Source organism: Streptomyces sp. NPDC054783 (genome assembly GCF_053611725.1).
This window is the reverse complement of record NZ_JBSHAY010000036.1, coordinates 1-22,723: the sequence shown is the minus strand read 5'-3', so window position 1 is coordinate 22,723 and position 22,723 is coordinate 1. Positions and strand designations below refer to the sequence as shown.

The following is a 22,723-nucleotide window of genomic DNA, read 5'->3' as shown; positions in this document are numbered from 1 at the left end:
CTTCGCTTGGCGCCGTCCCGAACGTGGCCATGGTCATGGCCAACAGCCCGGCCCTGGTCAAGGAGGCTCGCCCTGTCCGGCGCGCTGAGCGGGGGCGCGATCCCGGCCCCGGTCCGGCAACGGCCTCGGGGAACATCGGTACAGCGGTTGGCGCTGAGATTGATCATGGTCGGCTAGCACGCTGGTCGGGGGGCTCCGCTGGGGTTCGCGGAAAGATCGCCGGGAGGGTTCCCGGGCTGGCTACGGTCTGCCTCGTGCCGGTGGAGTTTCTGACTGATGAGCAGGCCGAGGCGTACGGGAAGTTCGCCGGGGAACCGACCCGCCCCGAGCTGGAGCGGTTCTTCTTCCTGGACGACGTCGACCGCGACGGACGCACGCCGAGGGGCCGGTGGCGCTGTTCAACCAGGCGGTGGGCTGGCTGCGCCGTCACCGGGTGCTGCTGCCCGGGGTGTCGGTGCTGGCCCGGCAGGTGTCGGAGGCGCGGAAGGTCGCGGAGAAGCGGCTGCACGCCACGGTCGCGGGGGCCGCGCGGCGGGCGGACCTGGCCCTGCCCGGTGACCTGGTGGCGACGCTGAAGACGCCGAAGGGCTCGCGGTTCTCGGAGCTGGAGCGGCTGAGCCGGCCGCCGACGCGGACGACGGGCACCGCGTTCGCCCGCGCGCTGGAGCGGGTGGACGAGATCGGTGCGTTCCAGCTCGGTCGGCTGAAGCTGTCGCAGATTCCGCCGAACCGGATGGCGGCGCTGGCGCGGTACGCGCTGGGGTCGAAGGCGCCGCTGCTGGAGCGGGCGGCGGAGCCCAAGCGCACGGCGATGCTCACCGCGGTGATGCGACACCTGGAGGCGAAGGCGATTGACGAGGCCCTGGACCTGTTCCAGCCCTCATGGCCACCCGGCTGCTGGGCACGGCGAAGCGGAAGACGGAGAAGGAGCGGCTGTCCACGCTGCCGCAGCTGGAGAAGGCGTCGCGCACGCTCGCGCGGGCGGCGAAGGTGCTGTTCCAGGAGCTGGAGCTGATCGAGGAGCACGGCACGGACCTGGACGTGTCCGCGCTGTGGGCAGCGGTAGAGGAAGTCGTCCCGCGGGCCGCCGTGCTGACGGCGGCCGCCACGGTGGTCTCGCTGGTGCCCGAGGACGAGGACTCGGCGGAGATCGCCCTGCGGGCCACGCTGGCCACCCGGTACGCCACGGTTCGCCCGTTCCTTGGGCTGCTGGGCGAGTCGAAGGCGCTGGACGCGGCGAGCGCCGTCAAACGGGTCCTGGCCGGGGTCCGCGGCCTGCCGGCGCTGGCGCGGCGGAAGGTGGGCGTCAAGCCGCTACTGCCGCGCGAGGTGGACGACAAGCTCGTGCCGCCGGCGTGGCGTAAGGCGGTGTACGCCAACCCGGATCTGCCGCAGGGTGCTGTGGACCGGGACGCGTACGTGGTGTGCGTGCTGGAGCAGCTGCACCGGGCCCTGAACAGCCGCGACGTGTTCGCCTCGCCCTCGCACTGCTGGTCCAACCCGCGCGCCCGTCTGCTGGACGGGCCCGACTGGGACGCGGTCGAGGAGGACGTGCTGGCCGGGCTGAGCCTGGACATGCCTGTCGAGGAGCACTTGGCGGAGCTGGTGCGAGGCCTGGACGCCGGATGGAAGCAGCTCGCCGAGCGCCTGGAAGAGGCGGGGCCGGCGGCGAAGGTCTCCATCGAGGTGCAGGACGACGGGCGGGTGAAGCCGAACGTGGACAAGCTCGGCGCGCTCGGCGAACCGAAGTCCCTGACCTGGCTGCGGGGGCGGGTCGAGAAGATGCTTCCGAAGATCGACCTGCCGGACCTGCTGTTCGAGGTGAACGCCTGGACCGGCTTCCTCGACGCCTTCGTGCACCTCGGGGACCGCACGACCCGGATGAAGGACCTGTCCACCTCGGTGGTCGCGCTGCTGGTGTCGGAGGCGTGCAACATCGGCTTGTCCCCGGTGGTGAACCCCGGCTACGAGGCCCTGACCCGGGCCCGGCTCGTGCACGTCGACCACTACTACCTGCGCGCCGACACGATCGTCGCGGCGAACGCGCGGCTTATCGCCGCCCAGGCCGAGGTGCCCATCGTGCAGTTCTGGGGCGAGTGCCTACTCGCCTCGGTGGACGGGCTGCGGTTCGTCGTCCCCGTCCGCACGGTCAGTGCGGCGCCGTCGCCGAAGCACTTCGGGTTCAAGCGGGGCATCACCTGGCTCAACGCCGTCAACGACCAGGTCGCGGGCATCGGGCAGATGGTCGTCCCCGGCCCCCCGCGCGACTCCCTGCACATCCTTGACGCGCTGCTGAACCTGGACGGCGGGGTGAAGCCGGAGATGGTGGCGACCGACAACGCCTCGTACTCCGACATGGTGTTCGGCCTGTTCAAGATCCTCGGCTACAACTTCAGCCCGGGGTTCCGCAACCTAGATGACCAGCGGTTTTGGCGGGCCACGATGCCCGGCGTCGAGACGGGCACGTACGGTGCGGTGGAGGACCTGGCCCGCAACCGCGTGAACCTGAACAAGGTGATCACGCATTGGCCGGACATGCTGAAGGTCGCCGGCTCCCTGGTCACCAACCAGGTCCGCGCCTACGACCTGCTGCGCATGTTCGGACGCGAGGGGCGCCCGACTCCGCTGGGTGCGGCGTTCGCGGAGTACGGGCGTATCGCCAAGACCGAGCACATGCTGCGCGTGGTCGACCCGGCCGACGACACCTACCGCCGGCAGATGAACCGGCAGCTCACCGTGCAGGAATCCCGCCACAAGCTGGCCCGGGACGTGTGCCACGGCAAGCGCGGCACCATCCACCAGGCGTACCGCGACGGCATGGAGGACCAGCTCGGCTCGGCGCGATCGGCCTGGTCCTCAACGCCATTGTGCTCTGGACGACGCGCTACGTCGACGCCGCTGTCGCCCAACTCCAAGCCGAGGGTCACGAGATCCGGGAGGAGGACGTCGCCCGGCTCTCCCCGCTCAAGCACCGCAACCTGAACCTGCTCGGCCGCTACAGCTTCACCGCCTCCACCCCGGCCGCCGGTGCCCTGCGCCCGCTGCGCGACCCGGACGCGCCCGAGCTGGACGAGGACGACGACGGCTGCGACTGAGCCGACTCTTCACCAGGGCGCCGGGTCAACGCCGGTGTGGAGCCGGGTTGTAGGTTGATCACTTGCGTCGCTTCCGTGTTTGGGCTGCTCGATGGCGGTGCGAAAAAAGATTTCGAAGAAAGTTGTCGTCGGATGTCGACGACCCGTTTTCCCGCTCCGACTGAGGGGTGACAGCGCGCCGACGGGGCGCGCAGGAGCGAGGGGACACCCGAGATGAAGTACGTCGCGATGATCTACGGCAACCAGGCCAATTGCACTCGTGGCCTTGGGATCTGCAGGTGTTATGATCTCTCGCCACTGGACGGAGGTTGTCATGCACAAGCTCGTGGTTCTGTATCCGAAGCCTGCCGATCCCGATCATTTCCGCGACTACTACGTGACCAACCACCTTCCACTGGTCACGCGCCTGCCCGGCCTGCTCGCCTGGCGCTACAGCTTCGACGTGGCGGCGACGCAGGGGCAGACGCCGTACTTCGCGGTCTTCGAAGCCGAGTTCGCTGACGCCGGGGCTATGACCGCTGCCCGGGCGTCGCCGCAAGGCCAACAGGTGGCCGCCGATGTCGCCAACTACGCCACCGGCGGCGCGGTCGTCATCCACTATCCGGTACACGACGAAACCGGCTGACTTCACGCGACCGGATGCAAGCCGCCCTTCACATCGGGTACCACGCCATCGCCAGCCCGCCCACGCACGCACGCACGAGGAACCGTCGAGGGGGTCGCGCCGGACGGCCGGACACGACGAAACCCCCGGTGCCAACGAGGGCGCCGGGGGTTTCGTGTGTGGTGCGGGGGTCAACGGCCGGTCATGCGTGCCCGGCGGGCGGCCAGCTTGTCGCGGCGCTTGACGGCGGCGGCGTAACCCTTGCGGTCAGCCGCGCGCCACATCCAGACCACGATCGGGACGGTGAGCAGCGTCCAGCCGGTCATGACGGCCAGCATCACGGCAGCGACGCGCCAGCCGCGCGCTTGCTTGAACGCCTCGGCTATCAGAGCCTGCTCGTCCCCTGTGGACAGTGGCGCTTCCGTGCGCGCGGCCCGGTTCAAGTCCATCGGTGCCGACCTCTTCCGTGGTCACGGCCTTCTCGACGGGCCCCGACGCGTCAGCGTCACCCGGGACGACGGTGCCCGCCAGACCCTTACGGCCCGGCATGCAGTGGCCATCGCGACCGGCAGCCTGCCGAATCTGCCCGACATCCCGGGCATCGAGAAGGGCCGGCCCTGGACGAACCGGCACGGCACCGACTCCAGCACCGTGCCCGCCCGGCTCGCCATCATCGGTGGCGGCGGAGCCGGCATCGAGATGGCCACTCTCTGGCAGGGCCTCGGGTCCCAGGTCGCCCTGCTGGCCCGCCGCCGTCTGATCCCCCGTATGGAATCCTTCGCGACCTGGTGGCGCAGGGGTTGAGAGAGGCGGGCGTGGATGCGCCCGCGCCGCCGGCCGCCCGCTGGACGACGAACCCTGGGGCGACCACGCCACCACCGCCGACCAGCACGCCGTAGCCCAGGTCTTCTTCACCGACCCCGAGGCGGCAGCGGTGGGCCTGAGCGCCGAACAGGCGGAGCGCGCCGGATACCGCATCAAGACCGTCGACCTCGACTTCAACGCCGCCCAGGGCGCCAACCTCTACGCCGACGGCTACCAGGGCCACGCCCGGCTGGTCGTCGACCTCGACCGGGAAGTCCTCCTCGGAGTGACCTTCGTCGGCCCCGGCGTCAGCGAGCTGCTGCACTCGGCCACCATGGCGGTCGCCGGCTAGATCCCACTCAAACGGCTCAGGCACGCGGTCGCCCCCTTCCCCACCGCCAGCGAGATCTGGCTCTTCCTCCTCGCCGCTTACCAGCGCGATAAGGAGACGCCGTAGACCATGGCCACCTGGCACCCTCGCCTCCCCAATCGGGGGCCCTCATCGCGGCCGCATGCACGGCACTGATCCCACCCGGCGACCCGACCTGACGAAAGGACCAGTAATGAAAGCAGCGGAGTCTCCGCGCTCGGGCGACGGAGGCCAACCTCCTCTTTGACCTCGTCGTTACGACGCCACCATGCCCGACCGGATACGTCCCACGCCCAATTGGCTTGGCAACCCGCTCCACCGGCTGCGGCCTGGTGAACCTTCCTGCCTCAGCCCGACGACTTCTCGATCGCGCCTGGCGGGCACCGTGGCCCAGCATCGGGATCGGGCGATGCCCGGTCGGGTCATGCTCGGGTGAGCACGATCTTCTTACCGCCGGCCCGTCCGGTAACCACCCGGGCGAACGCAGCCGGTCCCTCGCTCAGCGGCAGGGGTTCCGGTGCGAGTTTCAAGGTTCCCGCGGCGGCCTGCTCCGCCAGCTGGACAAGCTGCGTGGCGTTGGGCTCGACGTAGAGGTCCCAACTCGTGATGCCTCGTTCCTCCGGAGGCGCGTCCGAGGTCAGGGAGCACAGTCGGCCGTTGTCCCGCACCAAAGGCAGGGCGGTGTCCGCCGTGCTGGTGGCGATGATGAGGGCGGCGTCGAACCCGCCGCGTACCTCGGCCGACCAGTTCGGGTTGTGGTAGTCGACGACCTCCATCGCTCCCAGACCGAGCAGGCGCTCTGCGGCGGCAGCAGACGCGGTCGCGGTCACCTCGATGCCCTTGGCCGCGGCGAGCTGGATGGCCAGGGCTCCGGTGGCCCCGCCTCCGTTGGTGATCAGGAGCCGCTGTCCTCGGCTGAGGTCCAGCTTCTCCAGGGCCTGCAACGCGGTGAGCCCGTTGACCGGCAGTGCCGCCGCGTGCACGGCGTCCAGCCCGGGTGGGCAGGCTGCCGCGTGATCCGCGTTGATCAGAACACGTTCGGCCCAGAAGCCGCTTCCCCCGGGCAGCGGGGCCTCGTGTGCGAGCACCCGGTCACCTACGGCGAACCCGGTGACACCCGCGCCGACGGCCAGCACCTTGCCCGCGCCCTCCACTCCCAGCGCCGCCGGGGGGCGCAGCCCCACGTCCCAGCCGGCGCCGTTCAGCAGTTGGTCCCACGGGCCGACCCCGGCCGCCTCAACCGTCACCAGGATCTGACCGGGCCCGGGAGATGACGGTTCGGGCAACTCCAGCAGGGCGACTTCCTTCTCGGCCCCGGAGACTCCGCACGCCTTCACAGCAGATCTTTGTCCTCTCACTCAGTCCGGCCGACCAGGAGGTACGGGCCGGAAACCCAAAGCCGGCAGCGGCGTCGACCTGGACGCTCCGCACGCCTTCACAGTAGATCTTTGTCCTCTCACTCAGTGCGACCGACCGGTTCCAATCCCCAGGGGCTCGGACAGCAGCGTTGCCGCCGACGGCAGGTCGCCATCAGCCCGCGCCTCCTTCGCTCTCGCCACCACCTGCTTGGACCTGTTCAGGTCAAGGGAGTGCCACGGAGGCCGCGGCGCTCGACGCGCGGTACGCCGTGGACGTCGAGGCGCTGCGAGGTGCTGCCCGCCCCGCCTACCACCAGCAGTTCCTCGCCAAGCCGTTCGACGACGCCACGGTGCAGGTCGGGAACCCGGTGCCGGGCGAGTGGGAGGTTCGCCGACGCCGTTGGGGCATCCGGGCCACCAACGATTGGGGCGCCGGCCGGCAACCCGCGACCGACATCGCGCGGGCGTGATGACCGGCGGCCCCTGCCGCCGGTCAGGTTGCCCGGGGTGGGCCGACATCGAGGACCGGTGTCCGCGGCCTGCGGACTTCGGTCACAGGCGTTCCCGGTGCCGGGGATGTTTAGACGAACGTGAACAGCCGGTCGGCTTCGAAGCGCGAAATCGGGCTGTTGTACACCTTCGCGGGGTCGGGGTAGCCGAGGGTCAACAGCACCGTCGTGGTGTGTCCGGTTTCGCGGATCTTGAATGCCTTGTCGACACTGGTCGGGTCGAATCCCTCGAGCGGCGTCGCTTCGACGCCGAGCTCAGCAGCCGCCATCATGGTCATGCCCAGCACCATGTAGGTCTGCTTTTCCATCCAGTGGTTCAGGTCCTTGTAGCCGTAGGTGCGCAGGTTGAGGAAGTCGCGGGTCATCGACTGCCACAGCGCGTTCTTCGCCGGATCGGGGAACCGGCCGTCAGCGCTCTCCTTGTTGAATACGTCTTCGAGGTGGCTTTCGGGTACATCTGCCCGGGTGGTCAGGATGATGGTGTGCGACGCGTTCAGGATCTTCTCGCTGTTGTCTTGGAATCGTTCGCCCAGGTTGTCCGTGAGCTGCCTTTTGCCTTCGGTCGTCCCGAGTACGTAGAAGTGGTTGGGCTGGATGTTCACCGATGTCGGCGCGGAGCGCAGGAACCTCAACAGCTGCTGAAGGGTTTCTTCCGGGATGGTCCTACTGGGGTCGAAGGCCCTGGTGAGGTGCTTGTCCATGAGCTTGTCGAGATCCATTTCAATCTGCCTTCTTCTTGCAATCACTAGGTGAAGAGTCAGTGATTCGTGGTGTTTGGGTTAGTTCTTGCCGTGGGCAAGCAGTTCGTTGACGCGCGCGAAGCTCATACCTGTCGTCGCCGAGGCGAGGTCGCCCGCGAGGAGCGCCTTCGCGGCCTGTTCGAGCGCCCCCATCGCGTTGGTGTAGAGCAACGGACCCAAGCTGATGCGCTTGACCCCGGCCTGCTGTAGTTCAGCGACGGTCAGCACCTTGTCCGACGGAGACACCAGGACGTTGACCGGTGTCGGGGCGACCGCGGTGACGATCGCGACAAGTGCGTCGAGGTCGGGTGGGAACGGCGCGTAGACCACATCCGCGCCGACCTCGGCGAAGGCCGTCAGACGCCGAATGGTGTCGTCAAGATCGGGCCGTCCCTGGATGAAGTTGTCGGTGCGGCCGGTAACGACGATGCGCCCCTTGGAAGCGTCGACGGCGCTGCGTACGCGATTGACTGCTTCGTCGAAGTCGCGGATCGGTTGATCGGGATTGCCCGAGGTGTCCTCCACCCCGATACCGGCCAGGCCAGACTCCACGGCCCCCTCAACGGTCGCGGCGACGTCTTCAGGCGTGTCGCCATAACCGTCCTCGAAGTCTCCGTTGACGGGCAGCCCGGTGAGGCGGCCGAGCAGCCGCGCATGCTCAAGGTGCTCTTCGCGGGTGACTTCATGACGCCCGTCGAGGCGGCCGAGCGTGGCGGCGATCGCCGCAGACGAGGTCGCGATCGCCTCGAAGCCGGCATCGGCCAGCATCAGCGCCGAGAGGCCGTCCCATGCGTTCGGCATGACGAGGCCACCGTCGCGGGTGTGCAGCGCCATGAATTTCTCATAGAGTTCGGAGCCCGGCATGTCGAGCCTTTCCTGAATGATCGTTGAGTCAGTGAGGGGTTTGCCGACTGGGTGCTTGGGCCGCGTCGAGGGTTCCGGCGATCAACCGGTGGGTGGGGTGTTGTTGGCGGCGGCGTGGAGCTTCTTAAAGCCGACCCGGCCCCAACAGACGAGACGACGCGCGATGAGTCCGTCGACGATGTTCGTGGACTCGACGAGGCGGTTCTGTTCGCCCTTCGGTGTCTGGCGCGGGTACGCCCAGGTCAACTGATGCCCGTCGGTGAGGTTGGTCCCGGTACGCCACCCAGTTCTCGAAGACCCCTGCGCGGCGACGCGTGGCGGAGAAGGCACGGATCGGCTCGCGGCCCCGGACCACGGCAGAGCCCCTGTCTCCCGACGAAAGCACGGCGCTGGGTGTTTCGATGACGCCGTCTGCCGCGTAGAGGTTGGCGATCTTGTCCGCGTCCTGGGCCAGCACGACTTCGTGCCGGGCGCGGAACACATGCTCGATCGCGCTCCCGCGCGCCGCGTCGGGCGCCGTCGGCTCCGGGTGCGGGCTCACTGGGCCACGGTCGTATCGACCGAGCCGACGGCGGGGATGTCGAGGTCGGTCTGGTTGACGTTGTTGATGAAGTTGGTGAGCAGGAATTGCACTGCCACCGCGACGATCGCCAGGATCTGCGGGTCGGTGTAGCCGGCGCCTCGCACACCCGCGAGCTCGGCGTCGCTGACCTGCCCGCGGCTGTCGACCACCTGTTGCGCGAAGCGAGCGGCCGCGGCGCGTTTGGGATCGACCGAGCTTCCGACGCGGCCGAGCTCGATGTCGTCGCCTGACATGCCGCCGAATTCGGTCGCGACGTAAGTGTGGATCGCCAGGCAGTAACTGCAGCCGTTGGCTTGCGACACGGCCAGCGCGATGCTGTGCCGGGTCTTCGCATCCAGAACCCGGCTCAAGCTGCCTTGCAGAGTCGTGACGACCTCGAGAACGGTCGGGTTCGACGCGATGGTGTTGAACATGTTCGGGACGAAGCCGAGCTGCGCACCAACGTTGTCGAGTATCCGCTGCGCGCCGGCAGGCACATCCTCTAGGGGGGAAACGTTCAGTCGTGACACGGCGAATCGACCTCTGGTCGGGGTGTGAGTAGTTGTCGAGCCCAACTCGGGCTCGTAGCGCTTCAGAGCTCCGCCGCAGGCCTTACCTGCGCCGGCCGCAACCTGGCCGGTGGCGTCGGTTGCGCCGGGCGCCTGGTGAGACCTGCATTGCGCGGGGTGACTCCGTCGGCGCCGAGTTCTGGATCTCATCGCCACTGGGACACCTACAAGAAGGACTATACAGTCCAGAAACTTCTATGCAACCTCCCCCTTGCGCGAGGCAACCCCTCCCTCGCACGGGCCGAGTCGGCCGCGCTGTATGCAAGCGGGTCAATGTCGCGTCGGATCGATAAACATGCAGTTCAGGACTATGTCGAGGCTGTGTCGTGAGCCATTCCGCCGGTCGGGACGAGCGGGTTTGAGACGCCTTGAGGCGGGCCGGCTCGGGCGTGATCGATTGATGGTGAATGGACGTTTCAGTCCACTCCTAGGCGAACGTGAGATCGCTCGGATCTGCCTGCGCCTCCATCTCGCGTCCATCTACGAGAGGGTCTTCGCCGATATGGCGCCGCAACGAAGTTCATCGATGCCAAGGTGTCGCGCCACATCGGCATCTACTCCGATGCGGTCGCGATCCCGGCCGGCTCCACGCAGGTCGTCCTGTCCGGCACCCCAGGGGTGCGGCCGGACGGAACCCGGCCGGAACATTTCGCGGAGCAGGCCGGGCAAGCCTCGGACAACGTGTGCGAGGCGCTGTGGTGCGCGGGCGCCGAACTGAGCGACATCGTTCAGGTTGGGTCCTGGCTCACAGACCGCGACGGCATCGACGTCTACGTGAAAGTTCGCAAGGACCCTGGAGATCGAGGTCACCGCGGTTGTGACGCATTCCGCGGCCAAGCGGCGCGAGTGAGTAACATGCCCGAGGGAGTCACCGTGCCCGGAGCCAGCGGTACGCGCCGCACACCACGCTGCCTGGAGACCCGTTCGCGGACCGTTGATTCGGCAGCCAAGCTGTTCTATGTCAAGGGTGTCAACACCACCACCCTCGATGACGTCCGGCTGGCCAGCAGCACCAGTAAGTCCCAGTTGTGCACCACTTCGAGGGCAAACTCGCGCTGATCCACGCCGTGATCGACGTGCAGTCGAAGTTCGTCCTCGCCCACGAGGAACAGCGGCTGCGCGGCGTGAAGACCCTCACCGGTCTGCGGCGCCGGCGTGCCGCCCTGGTGCAGGCCAACTCACTGCAGGACGGCTCGTACGGGTGCGCACTGGGCGCGATGTCGATTGAGCTGTCCGACAGCGATGAGCAGTCCCTCCAAGCGTTCAACGCATCATTCGGTGCCTGGCGGAACATCGAATCCTTCGCTCGCAGCTGAGCCCGCGTTCGCAGCTCCACGAGTGCGTTCGTTTCACGGCACACTTCTCACCGGACTCCCGCATGCGTGGTGCCTACCGAGTTGGGGAGCCTTGTGACGCTTGCTGCTTGGCCGTCGTCAAGGGACCGCCTTTCCCAAACGTACCGCAGATCGGCTCAATTTTCCGGACTAAATGGTCTCCTCATTTGTTTGGCCGGTCAGGCCCATTGGCACCTCGCGCTACACGGCTGCCATGGCGCTGCGCTGGTGTGCCAGGACGGCGGCGTCCTGGCCCGCGGTCGAGCAACTCTTCATGGCTCGGTGGGCAGGCCAGCACATCGTCAAGGTCCTCGTGGGTGGCGGTGTGTGCGCACGCAGCCGCGACTGGTGGCGGTTGGCGAACCACTGGGTGACGTTCGGTGTGGAGGAAGGCATGCAGCGGCGAGCGGGCGCCCTGTCCGCGTCCCGTCCGGCCGGAGGGCTCGACGGAAAGCGACCTGCCCTTTACACGGGGGGGCCGCCGCTTTTCGTCGGCGGCTGGGGCCGCATGCGGGCAGTGGGGCGTGCGGACGAACACGTCCTCCCGCCCTCATGCCCCCGGTCGCCTGCCGGGAAGACGGTGAAGTCCAGCCGGTAGGGAGACCGCGACGCAACCGCCTGTAGCGCCGCAACGGGACTTCTCGGCGCCGCCTCGTCCCGGACGGTTTTAGCGCCCTGTCGGATTGCCGTCCTCGGCGGGCACGGCATAGGCCTTGATGTGGCCGATCGCCATGTCGAGGGCGATCCTCATGGGTTTGACGTCCCGGGCCGTCTGGGCAAGGAGGTAGCCGCCTTGAAGGGCGGCCATGAGGCCGGTGGCGAGCTCTCCGGCGTCGGTGTCGGCGCGGAGGACTCCCGAGTCCTTCATCCGCACGAGCCCGGCCTCGAGCAGCCCTTCCCAAGTGTCGAAGTACTGGGCGATCGCCTTGCGCGCCTCTTCGTCCTGATCGGCCAACTCGCTTGCAAGGGAGCCGAGCGGGCAACCGTACGCTCCGTTTCGGAGCGCGTTGTGTTCGATCACCGCGTCCCGCCAGCGCTCCAGCCTGCGGAGGGAGTTGAGCCGCCGCAGTAGCTGGTGCTGGCGTTCGAGCAGTTCCACAGCCTGCAACGCGACAACGTCCCGCACCAACGCATCCTTGTCGGGGTAGTGGCGGTAGAGCTGGGATTTGCTCGTTCCGCTGGCCGCCCTGACATCGTCGAGGGTCGTGGGACTCACGCCCTTGACGTACATCATGTCGGCGGCGGCCCTCAAGATGCGCTCTTGAGTCGCCCGCCCGCGCTCAGTCAACCGGGAGCCGTTTTTGTCGCTACTCTGTTCCGCCACATTGACCAGATTACGGTGCGGATTCAGAGTGGACCTCAAGGTTCTTTTCTGTCCCTGCCTTCGGCTCTCGGCCCATCCGATTTGGAGCCGTCGCCCCGGGCCTCGCCGTCCCGACGAGCCCACGACCGGAGAGCTGGAACCCGGCGCCCACTCGACGCGGCGGCCGAGCCGCGACCATGCCGGCCCCCCGACCGAGCAACCGAAACGGCCCGCTGGATGAACCGACGGACCACCACGTACCCCGGTGAACAAGGGGAAGCCACGGGAATCCCGCACGACATCGCCGGTCAGCGGCTCTGCAGGTCAGGCGCCATCCACGTACGCGATCTTCCAAACTGGCGCTCTGGGTGACTGGGGCCGGAGGGCACTTTCCGCGGCAGGCTTGGTCGAGTCATCGAGAACACGCCGCTCGGCGCATGAGCGAGAGGGGGTCTTGCAGTGGGTCCGTACAGAGGGTGTGTGAGGACGCGGGCGCCGTCATGTGCGTCGGATGATCAGCACGGCCACGTCATCGAGGTGGTCTACCGCGACCGTGGCGTCGAGGAGGCGGTCGGCGGTCTCCTCGGCGTTCAGCCCGTCGTGGACGGCTTGGGCGGCCAGCGTTCCGGCTCGCTCCAGTCCGGCGTCCAGTGTCAGGGCCGGTCCTTCGACCACGCCGTCGGTGACCATGACCAGCGCGGCGTCCTTGTCCAGTGTGAAGGTTTCTTCTGGGTAGTCTGCGTCGGGCAGGACTCCCAGCACCGGGCCGCCCGGCAGCTCACGGATGCTGTGGCTGCCGTCGTCGCGTGCGTACAACAACGGCACATGGCCGGCGCTGGCACCGGTGACCCGTCCGTCGCCTGGGTCGATATGCAGCATGGTGCAGCTGGCGAATCGTGCTGCGTCCATCGTGACGAGGAGCTCGTTGGTGCGCGTCAGCACGGTTGCGGGATCCGGTTCGTGGGCGGCGATCGCGCGCATGGCGGCGCGCACCTGTCCCATGGCTGCGGCGGCGTCCACGTCGTGCCCTTGGGCGTCGCCGATCTCCACGGCGATGGCACCGTCGGGCATGAAGAAGGCGTCGTACCAGTCTCCGCCGATATCGAGCCCGTCCCGGCTTGGTCGGTAGCGGGCGGCGACCTCAAGGCCCGGGAGGTGCTCGGGCAGCGTGGGGAGCATGGTCTGCTGGAGCGCCGTGGCCAGCTCGACTCGTGCCTCTTGCAACCTGACGCGTTTCAGCGCCTGGCCTGCGAGGTCGGCAAGAGTACCCATGAGGGCCCGTTCATCCGGGGAGGAGTGGTGTTCGCTGTCGTAGGTCACCAACCAGGCCCCGAGCGGCTGATCGCCGCCCGGGCTGAGGGAGGTGATCGAGATGGCGTAGCCGGAGTCGAGCTGGTCGAAGTACGGCACCATGGCCCCGTGCGGCCAGCGGCGGATGTAGTCCTCCTGGTTGGGAATGAACTGCGGCTCGCCAGTGCGGATCACATAGGGCAGCGCGCTGGGAGCGTCCAGCGGCAGGCCGTGCAGGGCGGCCACCGGTATCGGGATCCCGGCATCGGAGGAAACGCGCAGGCGGCCTTTCCTGATGAACGCCAGCGCGGCGCCGGTACCACCGAAGGTCGCGGCGAGCCGGGTCAGGACGACCTGCTGTATTTCTTGCTCCGTGACTGCGGTCATCACGGCGGAGGAGAAGGCCGCGATCTCGTCGGCGCGCTGACGCTCAGTACTCAGCGCGACCAACGCTCTGCGTCGGCGCGCTGCACCCTTGGTGTCGTCGCGGATCACTCCGAAGATCCGCTCAGGGCCGCCAGACCCCAGAATGATCCGACGGGCCTGGCAGACCAGAGGGTGGCAGCCATCGCGCTCGGTGAGGAACCGCAACCTGATCCAGGGGGACCGGGCAGCCGTCGAAGTCACGAGCCGCCGCAGAGCCCCGCGGTCATCGGGGTGGACTCGCCGAACCACCTCGGACAACGACACGGACGCCTCCGGGAACAGCACCGCCAAGGCGGGTGCGCCACCCAGCCACTCCAGCTCGCGCTCCTGGGGTGAATACATGCACAGACCGAGGTTGGCGGCCTTGGCCGCCAGTTGGAACGGGATCAACAGGCCGCCCCGGTCGTTTCCCGCGTCCAAGGAGTGCACCTGCACCAGAGGCTCACCACCTACGGGATCGTTCACTGGTCGCGCCTCGACAAGGCAGACGACAGGTGCTGCACCTGTCCCAGGGAACTCCAGCACGCGCATCGCAACCGTCTTCGTCGTGGCGGCGTGGGCCACGAGACTCCCGACTGCAGTCAGCTGGCTTGCGGGCAACAGATCACCGAAGCCACGGCCCACGCACTGTTCCACTGACCTGCCCAGTGTCCTGGCCATCGCCGCATTGAGGCTGCGGATGGCTCCGTCCAGGGTCAAAAGAGCCGACGGTGTAGCCATCTGAAAAAGTTCGTCCGAGGCGTCCATTCGCCGCTCACTACCCATCGTCGAGCGATATGACCTCGTCGTCCTTCAACAACAGTATCTGCCGCAGAGCAGGTCGCGCCCACCAGCAGCGGCATGCGACAGGACGCACAGCGCGACACCAGCCGACAGCGGGCTACCTGTGGGGAGATTGCCGCTGTGGCGGAACATTCCGTGCGCTGCAGTGGTGGAGGGATACGATCATCAACCTCGACGCGCTCCAGACCGGTACCTCAACCGGCTCGCCCGGACAGCGCGGGCTGCAATCTCGGCAACGGCCAGGTCCATAGGACGCTGCCGGCCGATCTGGACACCGTCGGCCGACGGCGTGCATCGATGGCCGTGTGTCGCTCACGGACGAACACTGATGATCGTCTTCCCGGTGATCCGCTCGGTCGGATTGAAGGCCGCAACGGCGTCATCGAGGGGCGAGACGTTGCCGATGTTCGTCCGCAGCCGTCCGTCCCGCACCCGCCGGACGATCTCACCCAGTTGGACACGATCGGGCACGACAACGAAATCGATCGCCAGGCCGTCCGCGGGCTGAGCTTCGGGTGGCCCGGCGATGGATACCAACGTTCCTCCGGCATGGATCACGCCTGCGGACCGCCTCCCGATGTCTCCGCCGATGACATCGAACACCAGATTGACTCTGCCGACGTCTTCCAGGGCGTCGTTCTCGAGGTCGACGAACTCTCTCGCACCGAAGCCAAGCGCCGTCTGCCGATCGGCGGTACGTCCGGTGCCGATGACGTAGGCGCCGGCCTCTCGTGCGAGCTGCGTCACCATCGACCCGACTGCACCGGCCGCGCCGTGCACGAGGACGCTCTGCCCCGCCTGAAGGCGGCCGTGCTCGAACAGTCCCTGCCACGCGGTCAGGCCCGGCATCGGCAGACTCGCGCCCACCGTGAAGTCGACGTCGGCCGGCATCGGCGCGAGGTTACGCGCCTCGATCGCCACATACTCCGCCAGGGTGCCGCCCCGATGCCCGTCCGCGAGGCCGAACACCCGCTGGCCCACCGACAACCCCGTCGTGCCGTAGCCGAGAGCGGTGACCACTCCGGCCAGCTCTTGCCCGGGAATCGACGGCGTCCGGTCGCGGCCGAAACGATCGGTCCAGGTCGAGGGCCACGTCAGCTCGCCCGGAGTGAATCCCGACGCATGAACCTGAACGACGACATCGTTCAGCGCTGCCTGCGGCTCGGGCCGCTCCACCAGCGTCATCCCGGCCGTTCCCGCGGCCTGATCCGTCACCACAATCGCCTTCATCCGGCGCCTTTCTGCGTCCAGTCCACGCTTGTACGGCTTTCTCGGTTCGACAGTAATAGCGGCGCCAGACCTCGGCTTCTCACCACGCTGATCGATAGGGGTGGGGCGCGAGGGCGTCGAGGAATAAGCGCAACAGCGAAATTTCGGTATGACGGAGCGAAGGATCGACGCTCATCAGACAGGTGCAGAGGCAGTCCGGTAGACCTTCTCGCTCAAGGCGCGGACCTGGTTCGCCCGTACCCCGTTCGGCAACGGGACCTGCCGGGCTTCCTCACTCGGTGGACCCGGCCGTCACCGCGCGACCGCCAGGAGTCGGGGCTCGGACCTGGTCCCCTCTGTCGGACAAGGAGTGCGCCGGGGTGCTGTCGGAACCGCTGAACATCTTCCTGGTGATCACGCAGTTGCGACACTCTGTGATCACTGGGGATCATCGGCGACCCGGATGATCGTCCTGCCGGTGACGCGCCGATCAGGGGCGAAGGCGGCCGCCGCCCCGGTCAGCGGGCGGACCGCACCGACCCGCACATCGAGCCGTCCGTCCCGGACTCGCTGCACCAGGTCCACGAGCCGCGCGCGGTCGGGTTCCACGACGAAGAACAGGGCCCGCCCGTCCTTGGGCCGCACGGTGGGCGGCCGGGCGATCGTGACGAGCGTGCCGCCGGCGCGTACGAGCGCGGCCGAGCTGTCGAGGATGTCACCGCCGATCACGTCGAACACCACGTCGACCTCGCCGGCGTCCTCCAGCCGGCCGGCCCCGAGATCCAGGAACACATGGGTGCCCAGAGCGAGGACGGTGTCCCGGTCGGCGGACCGGCCGGTGCCGATCACGCGGGCTCCCGCCTCCAGCGCGAACTGCACCGCGATCGAACCGACGCCACCCGCGGCACCGTGGATCAGGACGGTCTGGCCGGTCATGATCCGCGCGTGGTCGAACAGGCCCTGCCAGGCGGTCAGTCCGGAGATCGGCAGCGCGGCCGCCACAGTGTGGTCGACATCCGCGGGCAGCGGGGCGAGGTTACGGGCCTCCACGGCGACGTACTCGGCCAGCGAGCCGTTGCGGGCCCAGTCGGTCGGTCCGAAGACCCGCTGGCCGACAGTGAGGCCGGTGGTTCCGTATCCGAGCTCCGCCACGACACCCGAGACCTCGTGCCCAGGCACGCTCGGCGTGCGGTCCCTGCCGGCGCGATCGGACCACGTGCCGGGCCAATCGAGCTCTCCACGGGTGAATCCCGCGGCATGCACCCGCACGATGACGTCGTTCTCGGCGGCATGGGGATACGGCAGGTCGGTCAGCGTCAGCCCGCTGACGCCGGCGTTGCGGTCTGAGGCGGTGATGGCTTGCATGACTGTTCCTCTGTCTGGCTTTCCGAAGAGTGCATCTATCAATCACGTCAGTGGATCTCTACCGTCGTGTCGTTGCCTCTCGCAGGTACTCCGACGTGCGACGGCCGCCCCCACCGGGCCGGTACGGCCCGGCATGGCCGGTGAGTCCGTCGGCACGTGACCGACCGGCATGGGTGAGGGCAATCAGTGACAGAACCCCGATCTTGGGCCGTGATCTTAGAGGCTCGCGCCAAAGTGGCTGGCTGAAGTCCAAGCCGGGGACGTTGGGCCGCTGGGTGTGGTGTCAAGCGGTTCGGCGAGGTCGGGGAAGGCGAACGGGGCCGGCGAGAACCTCCGATGTGGTCGTTGGAGTTTGGTGACGGGGCGGGAAGGCCGGATGGGACTTTTCACCCCGGCACCGGGCTGCCGCTGGCGTGGCGTGGGAGCTTACGTCCGCTCTCCAGCTACATGAATGGTGCGTACGAGTCGTCGGTCTTCTCGGGGCACAGGCACGGCCTCCAAGCGATTGAGTCGGGCGGGTAAGTGGTTTCACGCGCCGGCTGGCAGTTGTTGATCAGCCCAGATGAGTTTGCCGTCCGGGATGCGGCGGGTTCCCCATCGGCGGGACAGTTGAGTGACGAGGAAGAGGCCGCGGCCGTGTTCGTCGGTGGTGCGGGGGTGTCGCACAAGCGGGTGGCTGTGACTGGCGTCAGAGACTTCGCAGGTCAGCATCTCGTGCCGGATGAGGCGTAGGCCGATCGTGCGGTTGCAGTCGCTGGTGCAGTCGCTGTTGCAGGCGCCGTTGCCGTGGATGATGGCGTTGGCGAACAGTTCGCTGACGATCAGCTCTGTGGACTCGGCCAGGTGTTCCAGTCCCCACTGGGTCAGCTGCCGGGCAGCGAGAGTTCGGGCACGGCTGACGACAGCGGGGTCGCTGGGGAACTGCCAAGAGGCAACCTGGTCTGCGCTCAGCGAGCGGGTCCGTGCGAGGAGCAGAGTGACATCGTCGCTCGGCGGCTTGGCCCGCAATGTGTCCACCGCGGAAGAGCACAGACCATCCAGTGTGAGGTCGGGCCGTGCGAGGGCCGCGCGCAAACGGTTCATGCCGGCGCTGATGTCCTGGCCGCGGGCTTCGATCAGACCGTCTGTGTAGAGGGCGAGCACGCTTCCTTCGGCAAGTTCCAAAGTTACGGACTCGAAGGGGACCAGTCCGAGGCCGAGCGGTGCTCCGGTGGGCAGGTCGGGGAAGCTGACGTGACCGTGCGGGTCGATGATCGCGGGCGGGGGGTGGCCGGCCCGTGCCATGGTGCAGGTGCGGGTGACCGGGTCGTAGACCGCGTACAGGCACGTGGCGGCCATCGTGGTGGTGCCCGGGTGCCGGGGGTCGGCTTCCGCCTCGGTGAGGCGGATGACCTGCTCGTCGAGGCGGGACAGTACTTCCTCGGGAGACATGTCCATGTCGGCGAGGGTGCGCATGGCGGTGCGGAGTTGGCCCATCGTCGCCGCCGCGTTGATGCCGTGTCCCACCACGTCCCCGACGACGAGGGCGACGCGGGCGCCGGAGAGGGGGATCACGTCGAACCAGTCACCCCCGATGCCGTGGTGGCTGTCGGCCGGCAGGTACCGCCAGGCCACATCAGCGGCGGAGCCGCCTGTGACGCGGTGGGGGAGCAGCAGCCGCTGCAGGGCGAGAGCCGCGGAGCGTTCGCGCACGTATTGACGGGCGTTGTCCAGGGCCAGCGCTGCCCAGCTGACGAGTTCCTCGGCCAGGAGCAGGTCGTCCTCCTCGAACGGCCTGCGGTCCTTCGTCCGCACGAAGACCGCCACGCCCAGCACTGCGCCCCGGGCGTGGATCGGGACGACCATCAACGAGTGCATGGCGTGCTCGCGGAGCTTCTCCGCCCGCGCCGCGTCGTGGTGGTCCAGCCATGTGCCCGGGGATGCGTCCAGTATGGGCTCGAAGTGGGATTTCCCGGAGCGAAGGACACCGGTGAAGGGCGAAGTGGGCGGGATGAAGACCGGCTCTCCGCGAGCGAACAGGGACTCCGGCGTTCCCGGGTGGATCGAGGCCAGGCCCGCACGGCGGAAGACGGGGATGTATCCGCCCTGGGGGCCGAGATGGGCCAAGGGCTCCTCTCCGAGTGGGACGGACTCCGCCAGGTCGACGGTGGCGTAGTCCGCGAGGAACGGCACGGCGAGGTCGGCCAGTTCCTGTCCGGTCTGCATGACGTCCAAAGTGGTGCCGATGCGCCTGCTGGCCTCGCCGAGGATTGCCAGACGCTCTCGCGCGCGTCGGCTGTCGGTGACGTCCATGCTCACGACGCACACGCCCAGCGCGCGACCCTGCGCGTCGTCGAGGCGGAAGAAGGACGCTGTCAATATGCGGTTGCTTCGCGCATTCGCCGGCAGGAAGGCCTGGTAGTCCACGTTGATCGCCGGGTCGCCGCTCTCCAGCACCTGGTGCATCACTGCCTCCAGCGTTTCGGCCTCCGTCCCGGGCGCCGCCTCCGTCAGCCTGCGGCCCAGCCGCTTGGGGAGAGGGATGCCGTCCTTGGACCCCTGGGTGTCGTTCACCCGGATGCAGCGCAGGTGCGTGTCCCGTATGACGACACCGATCGGCAGGCGGCTCGGCAGCGGCAGCGTAGCGAGGAGCGGCTCCGCCACTGTGGCCTCGGCCGGCCACGCGGGAAGCAAGGCCTTGTCGGTCGCACAGACCACCCAACGCTCCAGGCCGTCCTGCCCGGACAGCGATGACACGCGCAGATGCACGTCGATGATGCGGCCGTCGCGGTGGCGCACCTGCGCGAGGTCGGACCAGCGGCCCCGGAGGGTGCTCTCTTGTGCGGCTTGTGAAGCCTTTGCTCGGTCGTCAGCGGCCACCAACAGGACACCGGCGGACCGCCCCACCACCTCCACGGCCGAATAGCCCACGAGCCGCTGAGCGGCCTGCGACCATCCGACCACCGTCCCCTGCGCGTCGAGGAGAGCTATCGCTGGGCAGACTGTCTCGATGGCCGTCTGAGCCTCGAAGACTGCTGTCTCTGCGGAACTGCCCATTGCTCTTCCCTTCTGTGTCCCCCGGCGATGCGGTCCCCCAACTGCTCGGCTGTCTGGTGGATGGACAGGTCCAGGGCAGGAGTGATCGAGCTACCAGGCACGGCAGGCCACAGCCCAATCACACTTCCCCCGACGGTGGCTGCGGCCGTGGTCTCGGCTCGTCAGACCTGCTCCGGCGCGACCCCTGTCGGGGCCGGGTGCGGCCACTGGAAGGCCTCCGGGGCTGGCTTCGCCCAGTCCAGACGGGGCGTGTACTCGGGAAGGCGCTGCGGGCTTCCGCGTGCTTCGTTCGTGCTCATGCCTGCAACGCTACGTACCCAGTGGCACCGCCGTATGGTCCATTTCTATGATCGATTCCCAGACCAATTCTGCGGACAAAGCAGGATCGCGATCTACGGAGCTGGGACACTGACCCAATCCCGAGCGTGGCGCCCCGCGCATGCGACTGGCGCTCCGGCTTCGCGGTGCAACCGGTCTGACAGGCGGCGCAAGGGGCCCGCCTGGCCGTTCGACGCGAAGTGGCCCGGTCTCTTGCTCAGAAAATGGTCCACACGTGTGGGCGGACGCGCGCATACGCTCCGGTCATGACCAGCGCGGATTTGGCCGCCTGCGTGACTGTCTCTGTACCCGCGTCGGCTTCCGTCACTGTTGCCGGCGTGCGGGCGCCGCCGTTCGTGGCGGCCGTGCGGGAGACGCCACCTTGGGCCTTGGCCGGGCGGTCAGGGCACTCGGATCGATAGAGGAGTTGATCACCTTGGACGGACAGGAGCTGCGGAAGATCGCGGGCGACTGCACTGTGGAACTGCCCGACGCCGACCTGGAGCATCGTTTCGGCCCCGACTGGGAGGTCTACAAGGTGCGCGGCAAGGTCTTCATGCTCATGACCGACATGCCGGGGCGCCCCGTCGTGATCCTGAAGGCTGATCCGGACGACGCCGCAGCCCTGCGTGAGCAGTACGCAGACATTACCCCCGGCTATCACATGAACAAGAGGCACTGGATCACGGTGGAAGGCGGGGGCACCATCGACGAGAAGCTGGTGAAGGAGCTCGTGATCGACTCCTACCGTCTCGTGGTCGGCGGGCTTCCCAAGTCCGAGCAGCCCGTGGATCCGCGCACCTACGGCCGCAGCGCCTGAGCTTCGTCATGCCCATCAGCGGCGAGATGCTCCAGGACAGAGCGCGCGACACAACACTGGCGCTGTCCGGGGTCAGCCACGGGCGCCCGTTCACCGAGCAGCTGAACGTCTACAAGGTGGCGGGCAAGGTCTTCCTGATCGTCACGGACGACCCGGACGAACGCATCGTCACCCTCAAGGCAGGACCGGAGTACGGGCGGCTGCTGCAACACGAACACCCATCGATCACCCGGGCCTACCAACCCAACTTTGTTACTGAGCACTTGGCGGAGTAGCCACCCCGGGGTGGAGCGCCCTGGTCGCCACGCTTCCCGATAGGCCGATCACCCTCGCCATCGACGGACCTGCCGCCCTGGATTGATCTGCGGTCGGCCGTCAAGTTGCTGAACTCGGCGTTGGAGGCGCGCGGGCTCGCCGCCTCGTCAACCGATCTCCGGGCCCACCTCGCCCCCTGGCCGCGGATCCTCGAACGCACAGGGTCCACCGAGCTCGCCGGCGACCCGGACTTCGACCGGCTCGGCGAAGGCACTCTTGCCGACCTCGTAACTGCTGGATCGAGTGCCAGGACCTCGCTGCACCCGCGGGGCTGTCCGGACCAGTGCTTCGCCGGACCCTGCGGAACCTGGCGGCCCGGCCGTTCCGTACCAGGTCCACCTTCAACACCGTGTCCTGGGGCGGCCGCTGGACCCAGCAGAAGCTCTGTCTCAACCAGGACGCTGCGAATACCGCGCTCGGCTACGAGCTTGTCCATACACTGCCACCCTCGTCCGGACTACATGCGCGAGGTCTTCGGCTGGCCGTACACCCAGCACGAGACCTACTACGTGATGGCCGGCGGCGAGGAGAACAAGGTCTATCTCGGGCTGCGCGGTGATGCAGACCTCGAGGCCTTTCGTCGCGTTGCCCACGAGCACCATCACGAGACGCCCTTCGAGATCGAATCCTGTACGACGAGCCCGTGGTGCTGCTGAACACGGCGGGCTTTCACGACGGGCTGATACTCCAGCTCCGGCGAATGGACGAGCAGGGGTTCCTGCCGGTGCCCCTTGGAGAGCTGGTCTTCGTCGCCGACACGGCCGCCAGGGCACTCGCCCACCTGGAGAAGTACGTTGGAACGGATGGCGAGATCGTGACAGCACGGCTTCCCGTCTGAGAGATCGCGCCGACTCCGGCACGGGCGGCCTGGCACTTGAGACCGACAGCCCCAGCGCCTCGAATCTCGGCAGGGACGCTCCCGAACCGGACAGAGGCGCGTCCGCTCCGCCCTCGGAACCCCTGCTAGGGCAGCACCCTGCACAGTGCGTCCAGTGCGCCTGCCCACGCGCTGTCCGAGGGCGCCGCGTAGTTGACGACCAGGGCGTCCC

General features: G+C 68.0%; 20 protein-coding genes and 2 pseudogenes. 11 read left to right on the top strand and 11 right to left on the bottom strand.

Features of this window, described 5'->3' with window-relative positions:
- Positions 1 to 254: 254 nt before the first annotated feature.
- A pseudogene (locus ACWGJ5_RS38960) lies at positions 255 to 3,095 on the top strand (Tn3 family transposase).
- 313 nt (positions 3,096 to 3,408) lie between these two features.
- The gene (locus ACWGJ5_RS38955) at positions 3,409 to 3,720 is read left to right on the top strand and encodes an EthD family reductase (protein WP_453314358.1); all 312 of its coding nucleotides are present in this window, start codon (positions 3,409 to 3,411) and stop codon (positions 3,718 to 3,720) included.
- 170 nt (positions 3,721 to 3,890) lie between these two features.
- On the opposite strand, the gene ACWGJ5_RS38950 is transcribed toward ACWGJ5_RS38955, so the two are convergent.
- Positions 3,891 to 4,148 (bottom strand): hypothetical protein, encoded by a 258-nt coding sequence (locus tag ACWGJ5_RS38950; RefSeq protein ID WP_453314414.1) that lies wholly within the window; start codon positions 4,146 to 4,148, stop codon positions 3,891 to 3,893.
- Here ACWGJ5_RS38950 and ACWGJ5_RS38945 point away from each other — a divergent pair.
- The gene (locus tag ACWGJ5_RS38945; RefSeq protein ID WP_453314407.1) at positions 4,036 to 4,503 is read left to right on the top strand and encodes an FAD-dependent oxidoreductase; all 468 of its coding nucleotides are present in this window, start codon (positions 4,036 to 4,038) and stop codon (positions 4,501 to 4,503) included. The genes ACWGJ5_RS38950 and ACWGJ5_RS38945 overlap by 113 nt on opposite strands.
- A gap of 4 nt (positions 4,504 to 4,507) precedes the next feature.
- Positions 4,508 to 4,960: pseudogene (locus ACWGJ5_RS38940) on the top strand (pyridine nucleotide-disulfide oxidoreductase); the annotation flags it as partial.
- Between the two features lie 335 nt (positions 4,961 to 5,295).
- Here ACWGJ5_RS38940 and ACWGJ5_RS38935 read toward each other — a convergent pair.
- Positions 5,296 to 6,210, bottom strand: a complete 915-nt coding sequence (locus ACWGJ5_RS38935) for an NADP-dependent oxidoreductase (protein ID WP_453314357.1) — start codon at positions 6,208 to 6,210, stop codon at positions 5,296 to 5,298.
- A 290-nt stretch (positions 6,211 to 6,500) separates the two neighbouring features.
- Between ACWGJ5_RS38935 and ACWGJ5_RS38930 the strand changes: the two genes are divergently transcribed.
- Positions 6,501 to 6,701, top strand: a complete 201-nt coding sequence (locus tag ACWGJ5_RS38930) for a hypothetical protein (RefSeq protein WP_453314356.1) — start codon at positions 6,501 to 6,503, stop codon at positions 6,699 to 6,701.
- Positions 6,702 to 6,811: 110 nt separating this feature from the next.
- Here ACWGJ5_RS38930 and ACWGJ5_RS38925 read toward each other — a convergent pair whose 3' ends face one another.
- The 3 genes from ACWGJ5_RS38925 to ACWGJ5_RS38915 form a co-directional block, all read right to left on the bottom strand.
- A complete protein-coding gene (locus ACWGJ5_RS38925; protein WP_453314355.1) occupies positions 6,812 to 7,459 on the bottom strand; it encodes a nitroreductase family protein in 648 nt (215 codons plus the stop codon).
- Between the two features lie 60 nt (positions 7,460 to 7,519).
- Positions 7,520 to 8,344 (bottom strand): isocitrate lyase/PEP mutase family protein, encoded by an 825-nt coding sequence (locus tag ACWGJ5_RS38920; RefSeq protein WP_453314354.1) that lies wholly within the window; start codon positions 8,342 to 8,344, stop codon positions 7,520 to 7,522.
- A 537-nt stretch (positions 8,345 to 8,881) separates the two neighbouring features.
- A complete protein-coding gene (locus tag ACWGJ5_RS38915) occupies positions 8,882 to 9,436 on the bottom strand; it encodes a carboxymuconolactone decarboxylase family protein (RefSeq protein WP_453314353.1) in 555 nt (184 codons plus the stop codon).
- Positions 9,437 to 10,009: 573 nt separating this feature from the next.
- Between ACWGJ5_RS38915 and ACWGJ5_RS38910 the strand changes: the two genes are divergently transcribed.
- Entirely contained in the window at positions 10,010 to 10,534 is a 525-nt protein-coding gene (locus tag ACWGJ5_RS38910) for a RidA family protein (RefSeq protein WP_453314352.1), read from the top strand.
- Complete coding sequence (locus ACWGJ5_RS38905) at positions 10,504 to 10,791, top strand: hypothetical protein (RefSeq protein WP_453314351.1); 288 nt, start codon at positions 10,504 to 10,506, stop codon at positions 10,789 to 10,791. Before ACWGJ5_RS38910 ends, ACWGJ5_RS38905 begins: the two co-directional genes overlap by 31 nt.
- 685 nt (positions 10,792 to 11,476) lie before the next feature.
- Here the strand turns inward: ACWGJ5_RS38905 and ACWGJ5_RS38900 are convergent.
- The 6 genes from ACWGJ5_RS38900 to ACWGJ5_RS38875 form a co-directional block, all read right to left on the bottom strand.
- Positions 11,477 to 12,133, bottom strand: a complete 657-nt coding sequence (locus tag ACWGJ5_RS38900; protein WP_453314350.1) for a TetR/AcrR family transcriptional regulator — start codon at positions 12,131 to 12,133, stop codon at positions 11,477 to 11,479.
- Positions 12,134 to 12,610: 477 nt separating this feature from the next.
- Positions 12,611 to 14,575 carry a SpoIIE family protein phosphatase gene (locus ACWGJ5_RS38895; protein ID WP_453314349.1) on the bottom strand — a complete coding sequence of 655 codons (1,965 nt, stop codon included), beginning with the start codon at positions 14,573 to 14,575 and terminating at the stop codon, positions 12,611 to 12,613.
- A 348-nt stretch (positions 14,576 to 14,923) separates the two neighbouring features.
- The gene (locus tag ACWGJ5_RS38890; RefSeq protein ID WP_453314348.1) at positions 14,924 to 15,841 is read right to left on the bottom strand and encodes an NADP-dependent oxidoreductase; all 918 of its coding nucleotides are present in this window, start codon (positions 15,839 to 15,841) and stop codon (positions 14,924 to 14,926) included.
- 417 nt (positions 15,842 to 16,258) lie between these two features.
- Positions 16,259 to 17,185: an NADP-dependent oxidoreductase gene (locus tag ACWGJ5_RS38885; RefSeq protein ID WP_453314347.1), complete on the bottom strand. Its 927-nt coding sequence runs from the start codon at positions 17,183 to 17,185 to the stop codon at positions 16,259 to 16,261.
- A gap of 528 nt (positions 17,186 to 17,713) precedes the next feature.
- The gene (locus tag ACWGJ5_RS38880; RefSeq protein ID WP_453314346.1) at positions 17,714 to 20,221 is read right to left on the bottom strand and encodes a SpoIIE family protein phosphatase; all 2,508 of its coding nucleotides are present in this window, start codon (positions 20,219 to 20,221) and stop codon (positions 17,714 to 17,716) included.
- Positions 20,222 to 20,382: 161 nt separating this feature from the next.
- Complete coding sequence (locus tag ACWGJ5_RS38875; RefSeq protein ID WP_453314345.1) at positions 20,383 to 20,520, bottom strand: hypothetical protein; 138 nt, start codon at positions 20,518 to 20,520, stop codon at positions 20,383 to 20,385.
- A gap of 455 nt (positions 20,521 to 20,975) precedes the next feature.
- Between ACWGJ5_RS38875 and ACWGJ5_RS38870 the strand changes: the two genes are divergently transcribed.
- The 4 genes from ACWGJ5_RS38870 (at position 20,976) to ACWGJ5_RS38855 (ending at position 22,512) form a co-directional block, all read left to right on the top strand.
- Entirely contained in the window at positions 20,976 to 21,359 is a 384-nt protein-coding gene (locus ACWGJ5_RS38870; RefSeq protein WP_453314344.1) for an MmcQ/YjbR family DNA-binding protein, read from the top strand.
- 8 nt (positions 21,360 to 21,367) lie between these two features.
- Complete coding sequence (locus tag ACWGJ5_RS38865; RefSeq protein ID WP_453314343.1) at positions 21,368 to 21,634, top strand: MmcQ/YjbR family DNA-binding protein; 267 nt, start codon at positions 21,368 to 21,370, stop codon at positions 21,632 to 21,634.
- Positions 21,635 to 22,135: 501 nt separating this feature from the next.
- Positions 22,136 to 22,330: a hypothetical protein gene (locus ACWGJ5_RS38860; RefSeq protein WP_453314342.1), complete on the top strand. Its 195-nt coding sequence runs from the start codon at positions 22,136 to 22,138 to the stop codon at positions 22,328 to 22,330.
- Positions 22,318 to 22,512 carry a hypothetical protein gene (locus tag ACWGJ5_RS38855; protein WP_453314341.1) on the top strand — a complete coding sequence of 65 codons (195 nt, stop codon included), beginning with the start codon at positions 22,318 to 22,320 and terminating at the stop codon, positions 22,510 to 22,512. Before ACWGJ5_RS38860 ends, ACWGJ5_RS38855 begins: the two co-directional genes overlap by 13 nt.
- The last annotated feature ends 211 nt before the right edge of the window (positions 22,513 to 22,723 follow it).

Coding starts and splice junctions, on each gene's coding strand:
- ACWGJ5_RS38860 (WP_453314342.1), top strand. CDS start 22,136: ATGCGCGAGGTCTTCGGCTGGCCGTACACCCAGCACGAGACCTACTAC.
- ACWGJ5_RS38875 (WP_453314345.1), bottom strand. CDS start 20,520: ATGAGCACGAACGAAGCACGCGGAAGCCCGCAGCGCCTTCCCGAGTAC.
- ACWGJ5_RS38955 (WP_453314358.1), top strand. CDS start 3,409: ATGCACAAGCTCGTGGTTCTGTATCCGAAGCCTGCCGATCCCGATCAT.
- ACWGJ5_RS38925 (WP_453314355.1), bottom strand. CDS start 7,459: ATGGATCTCGACAAGCTCATGGACAAGCACCTCACCAGGGCCTTCGAC.
- ACWGJ5_RS38950 (WP_453314414.1), bottom strand. CDS start 4,148: ATGGACTTGAACCGGGCCGCGCGCACGGAAGCGCCACTGTCCACAGGG.
- ACWGJ5_RS38920 (WP_453314354.1), bottom strand. CDS start 8,344: ATGCCGGGCTCCGAACTCTATGAGAAATTCATGGCGCTGCACACCCGC.
- ACWGJ5_RS38890 (WP_453314348.1), bottom strand. CDS start 15,841: ATGAAGGCGATTGTGGTGACGGATCAGGCCGCGGGAACGGCCGGGATG.
- ACWGJ5_RS38885 (WP_453314347.1), bottom strand. CDS start 17,185: ATGCAAGCCATCACCGCCTCAGACCGCAACGCCGGCGTCAGCGGGCTG.
- ACWGJ5_RS38880 (WP_453314346.1), bottom strand. CDS start 20,221: ATGGGCAGTTCCGCAGAGACAGCAGTCTTCGAGGCTCAGACGGCCATC.
- ACWGJ5_RS38895 (WP_453314349.1), bottom strand. CDS start 14,575: ATGGACGCCTCGGACGAACTTTTTCAGATGGCTACACCGTCGGCTCTT.
- ACWGJ5_RS38865 (WP_453314343.1), top strand. CDS start 21,368: ATGCCCATCAGCGGCGAGATGCTCCAGGACAGAGCGCGCGACACAACA.